Genomic DNA, 16,879 nt, shown 5'->3' with positions numbered 1-16,879 from the left:
ACCGGAGCCGCGGACCATCGCCCGGTCCGCGTCGCGCGACCACTTCGTCCTGATGGATGCCGAACGCTGGCAACGCCTCTCGCCCCTGCTCGACGCCCTGCTCGAGCTGGACGAGGTCGCGCGCGCCAGCAGCCTGGCCTCGCTGCGCGACGACGATCCGCAGCTGGCCGACGACCTCGAGGAGCTGATCGCGCTCGAGGCCGGCGGCGACGACTTCCTCAACGAACCGCTGATCGGTGTCCACCCGGGCGTGCAGTCCGGCGCCAGCGTGGGGCCGTACGAACTCCAGCGCATGCTCGGCGAAGGCGGCATGGGCCAGGTGTGGCTGGCGCGCCGCGCCGACGGCCTGTACCAGCGCCGCGTCGCGCTGAAGCTGCTGCGGCCGGGCCTGGCCGATCCCAACCTGCGCCTGCGCTTCACCCGCGAGCGCCAGATCCTGGCCCGGCTCGAACATCCGCACATCGCGCGCCTGCTCGATGCCGGCATCAGCAGCGACAACCAGCCCTATCTGGCGCTCGAGTACGTCGAGGGCGAGCCGATCACCGACTGGTGCCGCGCGCGCGATCCCGGCGTGGTGGCGCGGGTGCAGCTGTTCATGCAGGTCTGCGAGGCGGTCAGCCATGCGCACACCAACCTGATCGTCCACCGCGACTTGAAGCCGTCGAACATCCTGGTCACGCCGCTGGACGACGTGCGGCTGCTCGATTTCGGCATCGCCAAGCTGCTCGATACCCCCGAGCAGGCGCTCGACCACACCCGTACCGGCCTGCGCACCTTCACCCTGCACTACGCCGCGCCCGAACAGATCCGCGGCGAACCGGTCACCACCATGACCGACGTGTATTCGCTGGGCGTGGTGCTGTACGAGCTGCTCGCCGACCGCAAGCCCTACCAGCTCAAGCGCCCGAGCGACGCGCAGTGGGAGGACGCGATCCTCAACGTCGACCCGCAGCGCCCCTCGCAGGTGCTGCAGCGCGCGGCCGGGGATGACGGCGCGCCGGATCCGCGTGCGCGGCGCCGCGCCCGCGAGATCACCGGCGACCTCGACAACATCGTGCTCAAGGCACTGTCCAAGAAGCCCGAGCAACGCTACCCCTCGGTCGAGGCGCTGGCGCTGGACCTGCAGCGCTGGCTGGACGGCAAGCCGGTGCATGCGCGCGCGCAGAGCGTGTCCTACCGCCTGCGCAAGTACGTGCGCCGGCACAGATGGGCGCTGTCGACCGCTGCGGCGGTGTCGCTGGTGCTGGTGAGCGCGCTGGGCATCGTCGCCTGGCAGGCGCGCCAGGCGCTGGAGGAATCGGCGCGGGCGCAGGCGATGCAGAACTTCGTCGTCGGGCTGTTCGAGACGGCCGGCGACGTGCCCTCGGACGCGTCGGTCGACGTGCGCCAGCTGATCGAGAACGGCGAACGCCGGATCGAGCGCGAGCTGGCGCGACAGCCGCTCGCGCGCGCCGAGCTGCTGGGGGTGGTCGCGCGGCTGCGCGCCGGCCTCGGCGACTACGACCAGGCGCTGGACGTGCTGCTGCGCCAGGCCGCGCTGATCGACGCACTGGACGACAGTCCGGCCAGCCTGCGCCTGCAGTCGGCCACCGATCTGGGACGGGTGCTGCGGCTCAAGGGCGACATCTCCGGGTGCATGGAGCGGATGCAGCCGCAGACGCCGCTGGCGCGACGCAGCGAACGCCGCCTGCCGGTCCCGGTCTCGGGCTTCTATTCGCAGCTCGGCCGCTGCCATGCCGCGGCCAGGCGCATTCCCGAGGCCCGCGTGCTCTACCTGCGATCGCTCGGGCTGCGGCGCGATCCGCTCGGCGACGAAGCCGGGATCGTCGAGAACCTCGCCGACCTGGCCAGCCTGCACGCCGCCACCGGCGACACGCCGCGCGCGCTGGGCGAGATGCGCGCCGCGCTGACCCTGCTGCGCAGCAGCGCCGGCGCGCGCCATCCACTCGCCATCGACCTGCTGCGTTCGCTGTGCTCGCTCGAGCGGGAATCGAGCAACGTGCTGGCCGCCGAGCGCGACTGCAGCCAGGCACTGGCGCTGGCGCTGGAACTGCGCGGCGCCAACCACCACGCCACCATCGATGCGCGCCGGCAGCTGGCGGCCCTGCACGTCGACCAGGGCCGGTTCGCCGATGCCGAGCGCGAGTTCCGAGACACCCTGGCGTGGGTCACCGATCGGCTCGGGGCGCGCCACGTGGACGTCGCGCGCATCCGCAACAGCCTCGCCATCGTGGCCTGGGAACGCGGCGAGCTGGACGCTGCGCTGCGCGAGATCGGGCTCGCGGTCGACATCTGGCGCGAACGCGGCAGCGAGCCGCTGCTGGCCTCCGGATTGTTCAACCAGGCGCTGGTGCTGCACAGCGCCGGACGCGACACCGATGCCCTGCCCCCGCTGCGCGAATCGCTTGCGCTGCGTCGCGCCGCCTTCGGTCCCCGGCACGGACTGGTCGGGGACACCCTGCGGCTGATCGGCGAGGTCGAGGCCGCGCTCGGCCGCGATTCGGCGCTGGAGGCGCTGCGTCAGGCGCAGACCCTGACCCGCGGCGACTATGGCGCGCGCCATTCCCACACGCGCCGTGCCGAGATCTCGCTCGCCCGACAACAGGCGCTGGAGGGCGACACGGTCGCTATCACCCAGCTCGATGCGCTGGCCGAACTGCCGCAGGACGACGCCGAACTGCGCAAGGCCGCGTGGCTGGCGCGCGCCTACGCCGCCGATGCGCGGTGCCGGCTTCCCGGCGAGCGCGACCTGGCGCTGGCCAGCCTGCAGGCGCTGGCGCTCGTGGTGGCGCAGGCGCAGCCGGAAGGGGGCGCGGTGCCGCGCGAGATCGCCCGCCTGCGCACGAAGTGCGTCGACGGCCGCGCGCTCACTCCAGCGGAAGCGGCGGCTGCAGGGGGTCGATCCGTCCCTCGCCGCGCGAGATCCGCTTGAACTCGGCGCGGCTCACCGACACGTAGCGCTCGTTGCCGCCGATCTCCACCTGCGGCCCTTCGCTCACCGCGAACCCCTGTTCGTCCACGCGCACGGTCATCGTGGCCTTGCTGCCGCTGTGGCAGATGGTCTTGATCTCGCTGATCTCGTCAGCCCAGGCGAGCAGGTACTGGCTCCCCTCGAACAGCTCGCCGCGGAAGTCGGTGCGCAGCCCGTAGCACAGCACCGGCACCCGCAGCGCATCGACCACCTCGCCCAGCTGCCACACCTGCGACCGAGCCAGGAACTGGGCCTCGTCCACCAGCACGCAGTGCAGTCGCCCGTGCGCGGCGATGTCGCGTTCCACCAGTGCCTGCAGGTCGTGTTCGCGGTCGAAGGCGACGCCCTCGGCCTGCAGCCCGATGCGCGAGGCCACCTGGCCACTGCCGGCGCGGTCGTCAAGCCGCGGCGTAAGGATCAGCGTGCGCATCCCGCGTTCGCGGTAGTTGTGCGCCGACTGCAGCAGGTTGGTGGTCTTCCCCGCGTTCATCGCCGAGTAGTAGAAATAGAGCTTGGCCATGGGGCGGAGTCTAAACCGCGACCGCAGGCCTGGCCTCCCGCGGCAGCGCGGTGGCGCGGTAAAATGGGTCCGCTTCCCGTCGTTGACCCGCATGTCCCTCAACCCCCAGCAACGCGCCGCGGTCGAGCACTGCGACGGCCCCGTGCTCGTGCTCGCCGGCGCCGGCAGCGGCAAGACGCGGGTGATCGTGGAGAAGATCGCGCACCTGGTCGCCACCGGGCGCTATCCGGCCAAACGCATCGCCGCGATCACCTTCACCAACAAGGCGGCGAAGGAGATGCGCGAGCGCGTTGGCAAGCGCATCCGCGGCGAGGCCGGCGAGGGGCTGACGATCTCGACCTTCCACGCGCTCGGACTGCGCATCCTGCAGGCCGACGCCGCGAAGGCCGGCCTGCGCCGCGGGTTCTCGGTGTTCGACAGCGACGATGCCCAATCGCAGATCAAGGACCTGATGCCGGGCGCCAAGCCCGACGCGGTGCAGGCGATGCAGTCGCTGGTGTCCGGGATCAAGAACTTGGGGCTGTCGCCGGACCAGGCGGCCGGGGTCGCGCGCAGCGCGCGCGAGCACGAGGCGGCTTCGCTGTACGCGCGCTACCAGGCCCGGCTGACGGCCTTCAACGCGGTCGATTTCGACGACCTGATCCGGCTGCCGGTGCAGTTGCTGGAAACCGACGCGGACGCCGTCGCCGGCTGGCGCGAGCGCATCGGCTACCTGCTGGTCGACGAATGCCAGGACACCAACGACGCCCAGTACCGCCTGCTCAAGGCGCTCGCGGGCGCCAAGGCGAACTTCACCTGCGTGGGCGACGACGACCAGAGCATCTACGCCTGGCGCGGCGCCAACCCGGAAAACCTCACACAGCTGGGCACGGATTATCCGAACCTGGTGGTGGTGAAGCTGGAGCAGAACTACCGCTGCTCCAACCGCGTGCTGCGCGCGGCCAACGCGCTGATCGCCCACAACCCGCACGAACATCCCAAGACGCTGTGGAGTGCGCAGGCCGACGGCGAGCGGATCCGGGTGTGGGAGTGCCGCGACGCGGCCCACGAGGCCGAGCGCGTGGCCGGCGAGATCCATTTCCTCGGCACCGCGCGCAAGGCCGAATGGGGCGACTGCTGCGTGCTGTTCCGCGGCAACCACCAGTCGCGCGCGCTGGAGAAGGCGATGCAGCTGCTGCGCATCCCCTATCACCTGTCCGGCGGCACGGCGTTCCTCGACCGGGGCGAAGTCAAGGACGCGCTGGCCTGGCTACGCCTGGTCGCCAACCCGGAAGACGATGCCGCGTTCCTGCGCGCGGTGCAGTCGCCGAGCCGGGGCATCGGCGCGACGTCGCTGGCGAAACTGGCGGAAATGGCGCAGCACGCGCAACTGCCGTTCTCGCGCGCGGCCGAGTCGATGACCCTGCTCAAGCAGCTGCAGCCGCGCGTGGCCAATGCGCTGGGCGCCTTCACCGACATCCTGCGCGGGCTGCGCGCCGACGCCGCGCGCCTGCCGCCGACCGACCTGGTGCGCCAGCTCACCGAGCGCTCCGGGCTGCTGGCCGCGCTGCGCGAGCAGTGCCGCACTGACGAACTCTTCCGCATCCGCCGCGGCAATCTCGACGAGCTCGCGGACTGGTTCGAGGGCGCGCGTGCGGCCGGCCCGGGCGAACTCGCGGCGCAACTCGCCCTGCTCTCGCACGCCGACAAGGGCGAACCCGGCAACCAGGTGCGGCTGATGAGCCTGCACGCGGCCAAGGGGCTGGAGTTCCGCTACGTGTTCATCGTCGGCATGGACGACAACACGCTGCCGCACGAGGCCAGCCTCGACGAGGGCCGGCTGGACGAGGAACGCCGCCTGCTCTACGTCGGCATCACCCGCGCCAAGGAGCAGCTGTGGCTGTCCTACAGCCTCGAGTCGCAGCGCTGGGGCGCGAAGCTGCGGCTGGCGCCGAGCCGCTTCTTCGAGGAACTGCCCGCCGCCGAACTGCAGCGCGACGGCGCCGACCCGGTGGCGGATGCGGCGCGCAGGCAGGAGCGTGCGAGCGCCGGTTTCGCCTCGATCAAGGCGCTGCTGGACGGCTGACCGGCGCACTTGCCGGCGGCGCGGCCGTCAGCGGCCCGCGGCCTGCACCTGCGCCAGCTGTGCGCGCAGGTCCTCCAGCGCGGCTTCGAGGGCGTCGACCCGCGCCTCGAGTCCGGCATCTGCCGCGGATGTGGCCGGCAGCCGCGGTGCACGCTCGGCCAGCGCGGCCACGTCCACCGCGCCGCACAACTGGTGGACGTAGCGCTCTTCGCGCTGCCCGGCTCCACGCGGCAGCACGGCCACCAATGCGTGCGGATGCTGCGCCAGGCGCTCAAGGTGATGGCGCACGTCGTCCGCGTCAGCGAAGCCATGCAGGCGTTCGCTGCGCACGAGCAGTTCGTGCAGCGTCTGCGGCCCGCGCAGCAGCAGCAGTCCGACCAGCGCCACCTGCGCCCGCGGCAGACTGAAACATGCGTCGGCGCGGTGCTCATAGCGTTCCGCGCGCGAGGAGAACACCTGCCGCGCCAGCCCTTTGCGATCGAGCTGGCGCAGGGCGTGGTGCACGGTGCCGGCGTCGAGCGAGAGCACCGGATCGCGCGCGGTCTTCTGGTTGGCCGCGGACTGGGCGGCGTTGACCGTCAGCGGGTACTGGTCCGGTGTGGTGGCCTGCTTCTCGATCAGGCAGCCCAGCACGCGCGCCTCGGCCCCGGTCAGCGGCAATGCGGTGGTGTCGGTATCCATCGGCGTCGTGTCCTGTTCGGTCTGCTGCGCGCGACAGCATAGCCGCGCGGGCAGCGAACACCGGCCATGTGGCTTGGTTACACTCGGCGGCCCACGCATCGATGGAGCACGCCGCATGCGCGCATCCGCAACTGCCGCGAGCCTGCTCGCCACCGCATTCATCCTCGCTGCCTGCAAGGTGACCGCCCCGTTGCCGACCGGAGACCCCGTGAAGCCGGCTCCGTCGGACGCCACGGCCGACGCGCAGCGGCAGGGCGCGGGCGCCGACGACAACCTCAACGCGGTGCTGTGGGTGCAACGCTCGGCCGAATACCAGGCCAACGCGATCTCGATCTTCCGCGCCGCCGCGGACCACCTCGACGCCGCCCTCGCCGAACCGGAGTGGGACGCGCTGGTGCCGGCCGAACGCGAACAGGCCGCGCCAGCCAGGGGCCTCGCGCCCGCGGTGATCATGGACATCGACGAGACCGTGCTCGACAACTCGCCCTACCAGGCGCGCCTGGTCGCCAACGGCCTGGAATACGACGAGGTGACCTGGGACCAGTGGGTCGCCGAGAAGAAGGCCCGCCCGGTGCCGGGCGTGCTGGAGTTCGCGAAGGCGGCCGAGTCCAGGGGCGTGACCCTGCTGTACCTGTCCAACCGGGCGGTCCACCTGAAAGACGCCACGCTGGCGAACCTGCGCGCGGCCGGCCTGCCGGTGAAGGACGACAGCGTGTTTCTCGGGCTCGGTACGCACGTCGACGGCTGCGAGCAGCACGGATCGGAGAAGCTCTGCCGGCGCCGGCTCGCCGGCCGCGAGTACCGCGTGCTGATGCAGTTCGGCGACCAGCTCGGGGACTTCGTCGAGATCACCGCCAACACCCCCGGGAGTCGGGCGGACCTGCTGGCCGAGTACGACGACTGGTTCGGCGAACGCTGGTGGATGCTCGCCAACCCCACCTATGGATCCTGGGAGCCGGCGGTGTTCAACAACGCCTGGGGCGAGTCGCGTGACGTCCGCCGCACGATGAAGCGCGACGCACTACGGCCAGAAATTTAACAAATTCAAATATTTGCAATGGGCTAATTAAGGTATTGCATCAGGTTCGCGTGGGCGGTAGGCTGGCGCCCGCCACAACACGAGTCCTCCGGCCATGCCGGATTCGACGGGAAACCCACGGTTTCCCGTTTTTTTTTCGCCTGGTCCTAGGGTCCACCCCAGATACCGGCCTGCGCCGCGGCGACGTAGCGTGCGGTGATGACAGGCGTGTGTCGCGCCGGAACCGGGGAGGCATGCCCGTGACGTCGATTCCGTCCCCGTTCGACGCCCTGCGCTCGCTGCTGCCCCTGCCGGGCCGGGGCGGTCCGGACGGGAACCCGTTCGGTCCCCTGGCAGACCTGCCCGATTCCGACGATGGTCCGCCGCGCGGCCCCGGCCATCATGCGCGGCACGGTGACGGTCCCGCTGCGCCGGCAGGCGGCGCGTTGCGCGCGGACGGCCAAGCCCCGCTGAGCCTGCCCGAGGCCCATCAGATCGCAGACGTGCTGTCGGGCGCGATGCGCCAGAATCCGTCGCATCCGCTGTTCCGTGACCTCCCGCAGGCCTCGCCGGAGGTGTTCCGGCAATGGGTCGTCGACGTCCTGACGTCGCCGCAGAGCCTCATGCACGAACTGCCGGCCAATACCGTGGCATCGCTGGCCCAGGCCTCCTCGGCGGCGGCGGCCCTGCTGCGCGACCCCGGGCCGTCTGCGTCGATGGCGCAGGCACGGGCCGAAGGCGACGCGATGCGCGCCACCATCCAGGCGCAGGGCCAAGCCCAGTCACCAGGCCAGGCGCAGGCGCAGCAAGGCCCACATGCGGCAATGGACCGTGCGCAGGGCCTCGCCCGCGCCGACGAGGCGCGATTGCCCGCCGCACTGGCGCAGGGTCCGGGCGACGCCCGGGGGCCGTCCGACCCCCGTTCGATGGCCGGGTTGGCGCAGGCGCTGGCGACGTCCCCGCGCGCAGAAGGCGCAATCCCCCCGGGGGCGCCGGGCGCGTTGCCGCTGACCGCCGCGACCACCGCATCCACCGGCGCACCCGCGCAGTCGCCGTCAACGCCGGCGCCCCAGGGCCACGTGGCGGCGACGACCGCCGATGCTGCGCGACCGAACGCCGAACAGCCGGTACCGCTGCTGCAGGCGCGGGCACCGGAGGCGGCGCTGCCCGCGCGCGCCGAACGCGCCGGGGACGTCATGCCAGCGGGCGGGCTGCCAAGCCTGGTCGGCGCCGCCGGCGTGACGCTCGCCGCGGTGGCGCAACCGGCGGGGACCACCTTCGCCCACGCACCGCAGGAGGCGGTCCGCGCCCGTACGCCCGGTGAGCGGCGGCGCGCACGCGACGAAGCCGGGCGGGAAGAGGCGGCACGGGAAACGGCCGTCGGTGAGCGCGACGGAGATCACGATCGCGAACGCCGAGACCGGGGCGAGAATCCAACGGGGCGCTCCGCGGCGGCAGAGCACTCGCCAAGCAGCGCAGCGCGCCACGGGTCCACGGCCCAGCCTGCGAGCGCAACCGCCGCCGCTGCCGGGCATACCGCCCTGGCGGGCGCGCGGCTGCCGGCCTATGGCACTGACGAGGACGACGAGGACGCCCGCCCGGCCGGACACGTCGCGGCTGGCGAAGACGATGCCGCTGCCGAAGACACGCCGGCCGCGCCCCGCCAGTGGCTCTACTGGTCCCTGATCGCGGTCACCTACGGCTGCCTCGCAAGCGCACTCGGGCTCATGACGCCGTTGGGCGCGACCTTGCCGATCGCAGGCGACGCGCTTCCGATGTGGCGCAATGGCCTGACTTCGGTGGGGCTGGCCAGCGGCGTCTGGGCATGGGTCCTCGCGCGTCGCATGCGCTGACGCAGCGTCACGCGAGGTGACTCCGGGCTTACCGCGCCGGCACGCACTCGGTGACCATGATCATCTGCATGGGCCCGCCCGAGACGCTCGGGACGTTGCGCTGGCGCGTCACCATCCGCGCACAGGCGGGATCCGTGCCCTTGCCCTTGCCGTCGCGAACGGGCGCTGTGCCCTGGGCCGGTTGACGGGGGGCGTCCGCAGCCACCGGGGCCGCATAAGCACCTGACGCATGCCTGCGGCGCACGCGCTCGCCGTCCTCGCGCCCCAGACGTTCCGCGGTCGCACGCAGCCACGCGTCCGCGTTCGCCCTGCCCTCGGTGCGGACCCGTCGCTGGTACTCCGGCAGCAACTCGCGCCGCCGCTGGTCGATCGCGCGCTGCATGTCCTGCCGCAGTGCCTGCTCGTCGATGGCGGCCTGTCCGCGATCCTGCGCCTGACCGGTGGCCGGATACGCCAGCAGGGCGCCGGACAGCGCGATGGCGCACCCGAGCATCAGCGAACGTGGCGTCGACAGGAACATGGGCTCCGTCCTCGGTCTCTCGCGCTCGATGTGCGCACGACGGACGCTACCGACGCGGGCATTAATCGGGCGCAAATATTGCGTTCGCGCGAGCGCAGGTGTGGCGTGGATCACTTCTTCGCCGGCACGCACTCGGTGACCATGATCATCTGCATCGGCCCGCCCGATACGCTTGCGACGCTGCGGGTGCGCGTCTCGATCCGCGCACAGTCGGGATCGCCCCGCCGATGGCGCTGGTCGGCGCTGGCCTCGTCCGGCCCGCCCTCGCCGGTCCGGGACGACAGTCGCGAGGCGTCGCCCCGGATGCGAGCGTCCGACTCCCCGCCTGCCGCGACCTCTTCGCCGGCGACCTTGCCTGCGAGCGGCACCCGCTCGGCCGACTCACCGCGGTCACCGCGGTCGCCGCAGCCCGGCAGCGCGAGCAGCAGCATGAGAAGGACGATGGGTGGGATGGCGCGCATCGAATCCATGTTCCTCGTTTGCAAAAAACAAGAACGCCCCCCGCGACACGCGGGAGGCGCCTTGCGACACGACACGCCGCCGGGATCAGCCCGACTTGCGCGCGATCTGGGTGTTGCCCTCGCCCAGGCTCTTGATGATGTTGCTCGTGGCCTGCATGAACATGTTCATGGTCTGGCTGTAGGCGTTCATCTTGGCGTTGAGCTCGGTCAGCTGCGAATTCTCGCCGCCGTCGGACACGCGCTGCTGCTCGGTGTCGATGGCCTGCGCCATCTTCACCAGGTTCTCGCCCATCTTGTCGGCGATCTTGCCCAGGATCATCGCGAGCACGACGAGCCAGCTGCCGCCCTTGGCGAGCTTGGCCTCGACGGCCAGCTGGTCCACGCTCATCTGCGAATAATCGTTCATGGTGGGACGGACATCGGTCATGGCTGCTTCTCCATCAATTTGTCGATTGCGATCGGATTCTTCACGTGTGTCATCTCTGCGAATCTAGCGACCACTGCGCGGCGGCGGACCCCTCACGCGCCGCGCCCTTGACCTTGTGGCATCCGTGGCCACGACCGGCGCGGGCTCGCCGATGCCGATCGACATGGCGGCCTGAGCCGCGTCCGCCGATCCGTCGCCCAGCAACGCCTCACGGTTCTGCCGCAGCCATTCCAGGGCCGCATCCTCGCCGTCGCGCGCCATCCGCTGGCTGAACTCGAGCGCGAACTTCGATTCCTTGCGCTCGAATGCCGCCAGCGCGCCATCCAGCTGACGCACCAGCGCATTGGCGTCTTCGTCAGAGACCGCACCCGCCGTCTGCAGGGCCTTGGCCGCATCCATCCAGACCTGGCGATCGGGCGCCTCGAACATCGGATCCACGGCCTCGACCGCGTCCAGCGCGGCCGTCAGTTCCTTGCGGATCTGCTCGCGGGCCTCGAGATCGAGCGAAGGATCCTCACCCAGCAGTTCGAAGAACTGCTGCAGGAGTTCGTCCTTCTCGGCCTCCACCGCCGCTGCCATTCCATCGTCCGGATCCCGTTGCGTCCGCTCCTGCGCGCCGCCCGCGTCGCCCAATGCACCGGCCACCACCTCGAAACGGCGGTCGGTGGTGCTTGCGGGTCGGCGGATCTGGCGGCGTGCCATGGGGAGTCGGTGTGCCCGGTCGAGAGGATGGATTGAATCTAGTGGAGGCGGATCGGCAATTCAGCTGGGGCGAACCCTAGGCACTTGTGCCGGGAGACAGGCCGGGGATCGTCTGCACCAATTGGCGCATCTGTTCGCCCTGCCGCCGACCCAGCGCTTCGGCGGCATCGGCCAGCCAGGCATTGGTGTCGTCCTGGCCGTCACGCGCCAGACGCTCGCGGAACTCGGCTTCGAGCTTCGCCTTCTCCGCGCGCAGTTCGATCACGAGTGCATCGTACTTGCGCAGGATCGCGGCCTCGTCGGCCACGTCCAGGCCGCCCTGCTGGCGCAGGTCGTCGAGCAGTTCCACCAGTTCGCTGCGGCTGGTCGCCACCGGCGGCGGTCCATCGACCTGCTCGGACGCCCCTGGCTCGCCCGCAGACGCATCGGACACGGGTTCCGGATCGAACTGGGCGGCGGACAGTCGTCCGTCGGCCGCTGGCTGGCTGCGGTGGACGGATCGTTGGGGTGGGCGTCTGGACATGGATCACCTGGCTCGGGAGAAGAGCATCACCGCGGGGAAGCGGATGTCCGGACCGTCGCCGGCCCGGACGTCGCCCACCCCCTGCTGCGTCAGCTGCCGAGGCCGTTCAGGAAACCGCTGCCGAAGGCATTGTTGAAGACCGCATCGAAACCGGAATCGCCGGTCCCGCCGGACTCACCGAGCATCGACCCGACCAGCCCGCCGGCCAGCTGGCCGAGCATGGGATTGCCGGTGTACGCGGTGACTGCAAGATTGATGACGCTGGAAACGATGTCGCCAAGGCCGCTGAGGAAGCTCATGGTGTGGACTCCTGTCTACGTTGATGTCGGGGGTCGGAACATCACGCGCCGGGGGCGCCATCGAAGTGTGCTTCTGGAGCCGGGTCGCCCCAAGCTGGGGCGTTCCCCACCTGGGGCCAACCCTGGCCTCAGCCGTTGAAGTGCGGGTCGACCCGGAGCTCGCCGAGGTTGTGTTCCGAGAAGCGGCGCGCCAGCGCGGGAGCCGCCTCGCGGATCGCGTCGAAGCTGTCGCGCGATCGCACATCCGCGCGCAGCAGCCAGCCGTCGGCGGTCTTGCTCAGCAGCAGGTCGGTCCCCGGCAGGGTCGCGTCCGACATGCGCAGCAACACGTGGCCGTCGGCATCGGCGGAGGCGGCGCCATCGACCGCCAGCTGGCGCACGTGGCGCTCCAGCATCTCGGCAAGCGCCTTGCCGCTGGCCATCGGCGGCGCGGGCGCGGCCGCCTGCGGCGACACGCCGGCGTCCCGCAGGGCGGACTGCGCCTGCATCATCGCCAGCAGGTCGGCACCATCGATCGAGTTCGCGCCGAAGCCGTTGTTGTCGACGCTCTCCTGCTGGCCCGGCTGACCACCCTGGCCCTGCACGGGTGCGTGCGCATCGCCCTGGCGGGCGGCCGCATGGGCGGCCTGTCGACCCGCGTCGAGCGGTGAACGCGGCAACTCGTCGCGCTCCTGGCCGGCCCGGCCCTCGTGGCGACCGTGCTGCATCAGCTGGCGGAAGCGGTCCACTTCTTCCTTCGCAGGCGCTTCCCGCGGACGTTCGGCCGGACGGTCGTTGTCGGTGCCACGCGCCTCACCGGCAGGACGGTTGGACAGGGACGACGTGCTGCTGCCTTGGTCGATGCTCATCTCACGCTCCTTGGATTCGGGTGCGGGCGCAATGCGCGGCCTGCACGAGGTCGGCGGCGGCGTCTTCCTCCTGACGGGCTTCGAACGCCACCACTTCGCCGCGCCACAGTGCCTTGCGTTTCTCCAGCGCGTCCTCGCGCGCCTTGGCGCGGAAGTACGCCTGCATCGCTTCGGCCAACGCCTGCTCGGCCAGCTGCAGCGCTTCACGTGCCTGCTGCAGCCGCTGCTGCGCCGCCTGCTGCTGCTCGCCCAGCCAGTCGATGTGCGCCTCGCGCTGTTCGAGCGCGAGCGGGAACGGAATTCCCGGCGGCGGGGGTTCGAGCATGCGCAATCGCTGCCCCGCGCGTTCCTGGCGAAGGGATTCGATTTCGACTTCGATCTTCTCGCAGGCCTCGCGCCGCTCGCGCACCGTGCGCTGGCGCTCGACCACCAGCTGCCGCGCCTTCCCGGTGCGATGCGCGCGCAACTGCAGCAGCTGCTGCAGCGGATAGCGGCGGCGCGAGGGACCGGTCATGCGAACAGCTTCCTCAAGGTGTCGGACGACTGCGTGAACGGCACCAGTTCGCCCGACCCCTGCTGCAGCAGCTTGCGGATCGCGCCGATGCGCTCGATCGCGAAGTCCGCGTCCGGGTCGCTGCCGCGCTTGTATTCGCCCAGCTGCAGCAGCAGCTCGACATCCTGGTACTTCGCCAGCGCCTTGCGCAGCTGGCCGGCGGCGCGCAGGTGCGCGGCGTCGACGACCCGCGGCATGGTGCGGCTCAGGCTGGTGAGCACGTCGATCGCCGGATAGTGGTAGGCCGCGGCGAGCTTGCGCGAGAGCACGATGTGGCCGTCGAGGATCGAGCGCACCTCCTCGACGATCGGATCGCCGCCATCCTCGTCCTCGGCGAGCACGGTGTAGAACGCGGTGATGCTGCCGGTCTCGTTGTTGCCGGCGCGCTCGAACAGACGCGGCAGTGCGCTGAACACCGACGGCGGGAAGCCGCGCCGCGCCGGGGGTTCGCCGATCGCCAGGCCGACGTCGCGCAGCGCGCGCGCGAACCGGGTGACCGAGTCGAGCAGCAGCAGCACCCGCTTGCCGCGATCGCGGAAATGCTCGGCGATCGCGGTGCCCACCCAGGCCGCGCGACTGCGTTCGAGCGCCGGCCGGTCGGAGGTGGCGACCACGATCACCGATTTCGCCAGACCGGCATCGCCCAGGTTGTCGTGGATGAACTCGTTGACCTCGCGGCCGCGCTCGCCCACCAGCACGATCACGTTGACGTCGGCGTCCCCGCCGCGCGCGAGCATCCCCAGCAGCGTGCTCTTGCCGCCGCCGGCAACGGCGAAGATGCCGACGCGCTGGCCTTCGCCCGCGGTCATGGTGGCGTCGATCGCGCGCACGCCGGTGGAGAACGGGCGCTCGATCAGGTTGCGCGCCAGCGGGTTCGGCGAGGCGGCGTAGATCGGCATGTCCACGCCCTTGCCGACCGGCCCCTTGTCGTCGATCGGCTCGCCGTGCGCATCGAGGATGCGGCCGAGCAGGCCGTCTCCCGCGCGCACGGTGGCCTGGCGACCGCTGGCGACGATCTGGGTGGTGGCCGAAATGCCGTCGAGCGCGCCCAGCGGCGTGAGCAGGGTGTGCTGCCGCGAGACGCCCACTACTTCGGCCGCGAGGTTGAACGTCTGGTCGCCCTCCCCGGGCGCGTTGCGCAGGTGGCACAGTTCGCCGATCGCGGCCTTGAGGCCGGTGGCGCGGATCAGGGTGCCATAGGCCTCGACCACGCGGCCGACGCGCTGGATCGACTTGACCCCTGCCAGCGCATCGAGCAGCGGATCGATGGCCCCGTCGGCAGGCGCGGAGGCGAGCGGCAGGCCCGGCAGGTTCATGCGCCCGCCCCCGCCTGGCTGGCGCCGGCCAGTGCCACGCGGATCGCCTCGATCTGCTGGGCCACGCCCGCGCGTACCTCGCCCGCCTCGGAGACCACGACGCAACTGAGCGGATCCAGACTCTCGTCGTCCACCAGCTCGATCACGCCCACGGCCGGATGCGCCTGGCGCACGGCGCCCAGTCCCGCCTGCACCGAGGCGCGTGCGCCGGGGTGGACGCGGATCAGCAGGAACTGTTCGGCCTGCGCGGCCTCCACCGCCTGCATCACCAGGGGCGGCACGACGCTGGCGGCGTCGAACCCGGGCGCCACGCGCGCCACGATCGCGCAGGCCAGTTCGGTGATGCGGCCGGCCGCATCGGCCAGCACGCGTGCGCGGCGCTCGTTGAGGGCCGTCAGCTGTTCGGTCATCTGCAGCTGTGCGCGCCTGATGCCTTCGGCAAAGCCTTCCGCCTGCCCGAGTTCGCGGGCGCGCGCGACTTCGCCCTCGACTTCGGCGCTGAGCGCGTTGACGCGTTCGAGCAGCCCATCGAGTTCCTCGAGCCTGGCCCAGTGCTGCGCCGGCACCACGCGCGCCGCCAGCGCGCGTCCGAACTCGCGGCGCTCGAACACCGCGACACCCGCGGGCGCCGGATCGCGCGATGCGGCTGCGGTCGTCGCCTGCGGTTGTGGACTAGTCGGCATCGCGATCCTCGTGGTGGGATGCGACCACCAGCACGGCCTTCTCGGGCACGTGCGCGGGTCGCGGCGCGGCAGGCGGGTGCAACAGGCGTGACCAGTCGGCCAGTGCGCGGTTGCGCCGGGCCGCCCACGCCTGCAGTTCTGCAAGTCCCTGGCGGTCGAGCAGGTCGCTCAGCGGCGCGGGGTCGGACAGGAAGGCGGGGTTGGCCAGCAGGGTCTCCCAGTCGGCGGACAAACGCGCGCGGGTGGCGGCATCGACGCGACCGTCCCAGACGGTCCGGTCGAGCGCCAGCAGATAGCTGTTGCCGAGCGTCGCCCGGAGCCAGCGCACCGGTTCACGGCGGACCTCGGCACGGATCAGCGGCGCATAGGCGAGGACGCCGAGGTCGCGCACCAGGGCACGCACGCGTGCACGTGGCCATCGCCTCGGCGTCGCGACCCAGCCCGGCTCGCCGGGGCGCGGCGCCAGCAGTCCGTCGAGCAGATCCTGCGGCATCGCACGCACCAGCAGGCGGCGCCCGAGCGCGCTGTCGCGCGCGCGCGCGATCAGCGCTTCGTCGAAGACATGCCCGGACCGATCCGCGTACCACGCCGGATGGACGTCGGCGAGCAGCGCGTGCAGCGACATGCGCTCAACCGTTCCAGATCCTGCCGCCATCGACCGGCTGCGGCGAACGGCGCTGGCGCAGGCGACCCCATGCCGCCCAGACCAGGGCCAGCAGGGCGAGCACGCCAAGGCCGATGCCGATCGACATCGCATTGGCTGCCGACAGTGCGGCGGGAACCGCGGCTGCGCGCTGCGGCGCGGCGTCGACCGGCACGCCCGGCATCGGCACGAACTCGACCGACACCTTGTTGATGTCGCTCAGCCCCTCGATGCCGTCCTTGACCACGGTCTTGATCCGGGTCTGCATGTTTTCGAGGTTGGCACCGGGCTGCTGGAAGATCACCACCGCTGCCGACGAGTCGCCCGCCTCTCCGCCCAGCGGATCGCGCTGCGCCATGGCGATGTGCACGCGCGCCTCGACAACGCCCGGATAGCTCGCGAGCGTCCGCGCGAGCTCCTGCTGCCGGCTGCACAGATAGCGGGCGTTTTCCTCGACCGAGGACGAGGCGATGCCTTCCTTCTTGAACACGTCGCACATGGACACGTACTGCTGGCGCGGCAATCCGCGCGACTGCAGCACCTGCATGGCCTGGGAGAATTCGCTCTTGTCGACCCGGATCTCCCAGCCGGTCTTGCTGATCGACGTGCGCTTCTCGGCGTTGACGCCCGAACCCAGCAGCGCGGCGTAGACCTCGTTCGCCTGACGCTCCTCGAGGTCGCCATACAGCGTGACCCTCGAGCACGCCGCCAGCAGCAGGCAGGCCAGCACCAGTGCCGCGGTACGCATCGCGCCAGGCAGCGCGGATCGATCGTCGGTGGACGTCATGGTTCCGGT

At 71.2% G+C, this 16,879-nt stretch carries 18 protein-coding genes; 4 read left to right on the top strand and 14 right to left on the bottom strand.

The genetic code is table 11. The features are described from left to right. Window positions 1-52: 52 nt before the first annotated feature. Window positions 53-2,932, top strand: coding sequence for a serine/threonine-protein kinase (locus QFW81_RS11175; RefSeq protein WP_280578861.1), 2,880 nt, complete (start codon window positions 53-55; stop codon window positions 2,930-2,932). Here QFW81_RS11175 and QFW81_RS11170 read toward each other — a convergent pair. Further along, a complete protein-coding gene (locus QFW81_RS11170; protein WP_280578860.1) occupies window positions 2,868-3,491 on the bottom strand; it encodes a thymidine kinase in 624 nt (207 codons plus the stop codon). The genes QFW81_RS11175 and QFW81_RS11170 overlap by 65 nt on opposite strands. 91 nt (window positions 3,492-3,582) lie before the next feature. Here QFW81_RS11170 and QFW81_RS11165 point away from each other — a divergent pair, with 91 nt between their 5' ends. Further along, window positions 3,583-5,556 carry a UvrD-helicase domain-containing protein gene (locus tag QFW81_RS11165; protein WP_280578859.1) on the top strand — a complete coding sequence of 658 codons (1,974 nt, stop codon included), beginning with the start codon at window positions 3,583-3,585 and terminating at the stop codon, window positions 5,554-5,556. Window positions 5,557-5,583: 27 nt separating this feature from the next. Here the strand turns inward: QFW81_RS11165 and QFW81_RS11160 are convergent, their stop codons facing one another. After that, the gene (locus tag QFW81_RS11160) at window positions 5,584-6,237 is read right to left on the bottom strand and encodes a YceH family protein (RefSeq protein WP_280578858.1); all 654 of its coding nucleotides are present in this window, start codon (window positions 6,235-6,237) and stop codon (window positions 5,584-5,586) included. A 115-nt stretch (window positions 6,238-6,352) separates the two neighbouring features. Here QFW81_RS11160 and QFW81_RS11155 point away from each other — a divergent pair, with 115 nt between their 5' ends. Together QFW81_RS11155 and QFW81_RS11150 are read left to right on the top strand one after the other, a co-directional pair. Beyond that, the gene (locus tag QFW81_RS11155; RefSeq protein WP_280578857.1) at window positions 6,353-7,276 is read left to right on the top strand and encodes a 5'-nucleotidase, lipoprotein e(P4) family; all 924 of its coding nucleotides are present in this window, start codon (window positions 6,353-6,355) and stop codon (window positions 7,274-7,276) included. Between the two features lie 239 nt (window positions 7,277-7,515). After that, complete coding sequence (locus tag QFW81_RS11150; protein WP_280578856.1) at window positions 7,516-9,108, top strand: hypothetical protein; 1,593 nt, start codon at window positions 7,516-7,518, stop codon at window positions 9,106-9,108. Window positions 9,109-9,136: 28 nt separating this feature from the next. Here the strand turns inward: QFW81_RS11150 and QFW81_RS11145 are convergent, their stop codons facing one another. The 12 genes from QFW81_RS11145 to sctJ all read right to left on the bottom strand — a co-directional run bounded on the left by QFW81_RS11145 (window position 9,137) and on the right by sctJ (window position 16,870). Then, window positions 9,137-9,628, bottom strand: coding sequence for a hypothetical protein (locus QFW81_RS11145; protein ID WP_280578855.1), 492 nt, complete (start codon window positions 9,626-9,628; stop codon window positions 9,137-9,139). A gap of 110 nt (window positions 9,629-9,738) precedes the next feature. Continuing rightward, on the bottom strand, window positions 9,739-10,098 hold the full coding sequence (locus QFW81_RS11140; protein WP_280578854.1) for a hypothetical protein: 360 nt from the start codon (window positions 10,096-10,098) through the stop codon (window positions 9,739-9,741). A gap of 76 nt (window positions 10,099-10,174) precedes the next feature. After that, a complete protein-coding gene (locus QFW81_RS11135) occupies window positions 10,175-10,516 on the bottom strand; it encodes a hypothetical protein (RefSeq protein WP_280578853.1) in 342 nt (113 codons plus the stop codon). A gap of 63 nt (window positions 10,517-10,579) precedes the next feature. Continuing rightward, window positions 10,580-11,149, bottom strand: coding sequence for a hypothetical protein (locus QFW81_RS11130; RefSeq protein ID WP_280578852.1), 570 nt, complete (start codon window positions 11,147-11,149; stop codon window positions 10,580-10,582). Window positions 11,150-11,294: 145 nt separating this feature from the next. Next, complete coding sequence (locus QFW81_RS11125; protein ID WP_280578851.1) at window positions 11,295-11,741, bottom strand: hypothetical protein; 447 nt, start codon at window positions 11,739-11,741, stop codon at window positions 11,295-11,297. 89 nt (window positions 11,742-11,830) lie between these two features. Next, window positions 11,831-12,040: a hypothetical protein gene (locus QFW81_RS11120; RefSeq protein ID WP_280578850.1), complete on the bottom strand. Its 210-nt coding sequence runs from the start codon at window positions 12,038-12,040 to the stop codon at window positions 11,831-11,833. Between the two features lie 128 nt (window positions 12,041-12,168). Further along, window positions 12,169-12,888, bottom strand: a complete 720-nt coding sequence (locus tag QFW81_RS11115; RefSeq protein WP_280578849.1) for a hypothetical protein — start codon at window positions 12,886-12,888, stop codon at window positions 12,169-12,171. 1 nt (window position 12,889) lies between these two features. Continuing rightward, on the bottom strand, window positions 12,890-13,402 hold the full coding sequence (locus QFW81_RS11110) for a hypothetical protein (protein ID WP_280578848.1): 513 nt from the start codon (window positions 13,400-13,402) through the stop codon (window positions 12,890-12,892). After that, a complete protein-coding gene (locus QFW81_RS11105) occupies window positions 13,399-14,757 on the bottom strand; it encodes a FliI/YscN family ATPase (protein ID WP_280578847.1) in 1,359 nt (452 codons plus the stop codon). Before QFW81_RS11105 ends, QFW81_RS11110 begins: the two co-directional genes overlap by 4 nt. Next, window positions 14,754-15,440 (bottom strand): FliH/SctL family protein, encoded by a 687-nt coding sequence (locus QFW81_RS11100; RefSeq protein WP_280578846.1) that lies wholly within the window; start codon window positions 15,438-15,440, stop codon window positions 14,754-14,756. The genes QFW81_RS11105 and QFW81_RS11100 overlap by 4 nt, the downstream gene beginning before the upstream one ends. Beyond that, window positions 15,430-16,065: a hypothetical protein gene (locus tag QFW81_RS11095; protein ID WP_280578845.1), complete on the bottom strand. Its 636-nt coding sequence runs from the start codon at window positions 16,063-16,065 to the stop codon at window positions 15,430-15,432. Before QFW81_RS11095 ends, QFW81_RS11100 begins: the two co-directional genes overlap by 11 nt. 4 nt (window positions 16,066-16,069) lie before the next feature. Beyond that, window positions 16,070-16,870, bottom strand: a complete 801-nt coding sequence (sctJ, locus tag QFW81_RS11090) for a type III secretion system inner membrane ring lipoprotein SctJ (RefSeq protein WP_280578844.1) — start codon at window positions 16,868-16,870, stop codon at window positions 16,070-16,072. Between the last annotated feature and the right edge of the window lie 9 nt (window positions 16,871-16,879).

The organism is Luteimonas kalidii (assembly GCF_029887935.1).
In the GTDB taxonomy this organism is placed as follows: Bacteria; Pseudomonadota; Gammaproteobacteria; order Xanthomonadales; family Xanthomonadaceae; genus Luteimonas; species Luteimonas kalidii.
This window is presented reverse-complemented; position numbering and strand designations above follow the sequence as displayed.

What these genes read in the sequence shown, in the direction of transcription:
- QFW81_RS11115 (WP_280578849.1), bottom strand. Translation starts at nt 12,888, where the DNA reads ATGAGCATCGACCAAGGCAGCAGCACGTCGTCCCTGTCCAACCGTCCT.
- QFW81_RS11110 (WP_280578848.1), bottom strand. Translation starts at nt 13,402, where the DNA reads ATGACCGGTCCCTCGCGCCGCCGCTATCCGCTGCAGCAGCTGCTGCAG.
- QFW81_RS11095 (WP_280578845.1), bottom strand. Translation starts at nt 16,065, where the DNA reads ATGTCGCTGCACGCGCTGCTCGCCGACGTCCATCCGGCGTGGTACGCG.
- QFW81_RS11135 (WP_280578853.1), bottom strand. Translation starts at nt 10,516, where the DNA reads ATGACCGATGTCCGTCCCACCATGAACGATTATTCGCAGATGAGCGTG.
- QFW81_RS11175 (WP_280578861.1), top strand. Translation starts at nt 53, where the DNA reads ATGGATGCCGAACGCTGGCAACGCCTCTCGCCCCTGCTCGACGCCCTG.
- QFW81_RS11145 (WP_280578855.1), bottom strand. Translation starts at nt 9,628, where the DNA reads ATGTTCCTGTCGACGCCACGTTCGCTGATGCTCGGGTGCGCCATCGCG.
- QFW81_RS11120 (WP_280578850.1), bottom strand. Translation starts at nt 12,040, where the DNA reads ATGAGCTTCCTCAGCGGCCTTGGCGACATCGTTTCCAGCGTCATCAAT.
- QFW81_RS11170 (WP_280578860.1), bottom strand. Translation starts at nt 3,491, where the DNA reads ATGGCCAAGCTCTATTTCTACTACTCGGCGATGAACGCGGGGAAGACC.
- QFW81_RS11105 (WP_280578847.1), bottom strand. Translation starts at nt 14,757, where the DNA reads ATGAACCTGCCGGGCCTGCCGCTCGCCTCCGCGCCTGCCGACGGGGCC.
- QFW81_RS11125 (WP_280578851.1), bottom strand. Translation starts at nt 11,741, where the DNA reads ATGTCCAGACGCCCACCCCAACGATCCGTCCACCGCAGCCAGCCAGCG.
- QFW81_RS11165 (WP_280578859.1), top strand. Translation starts at nt 3,583, where the DNA reads ATGTCCCTCAACCCCCAGCAACGCGCCGCGGTCGAGCACTGCGACGGC.
- QFW81_RS11100 (WP_280578846.1), bottom strand. Translation starts at nt 15,440, where the DNA reads ATGCCGACTAGTCCACAACCGCAGGCGACGACCGCAGCCGCATCGCGC.
- QFW81_RS11155 (WP_280578857.1), top strand. Translation starts at nt 6,353, where the DNA reads ATGCGCGCATCCGCAACTGCCGCGAGCCTGCTCGCCACCGCATTCATC.
- QFW81_RS11160 (WP_280578858.1), bottom strand. Translation starts at nt 6,237, where the DNA reads ATGGATACCGACACCACCGCATTGCCGCTGACCGGGGCCGAGGCGCGC.
- sctJ (WP_280578844.1), bottom strand. Translation starts at nt 16,870, where the DNA reads ATGACGTCCACCGACGATCGATCCGCGCTGCCTGGCGCGATGCGTACC.
- QFW81_RS11140 (WP_280578854.1), bottom strand. Translation starts at nt 10,098, where the DNA reads ATGGATTCGATGCGCGCCATCCCACCCATCGTCCTTCTCATGCTGCTG.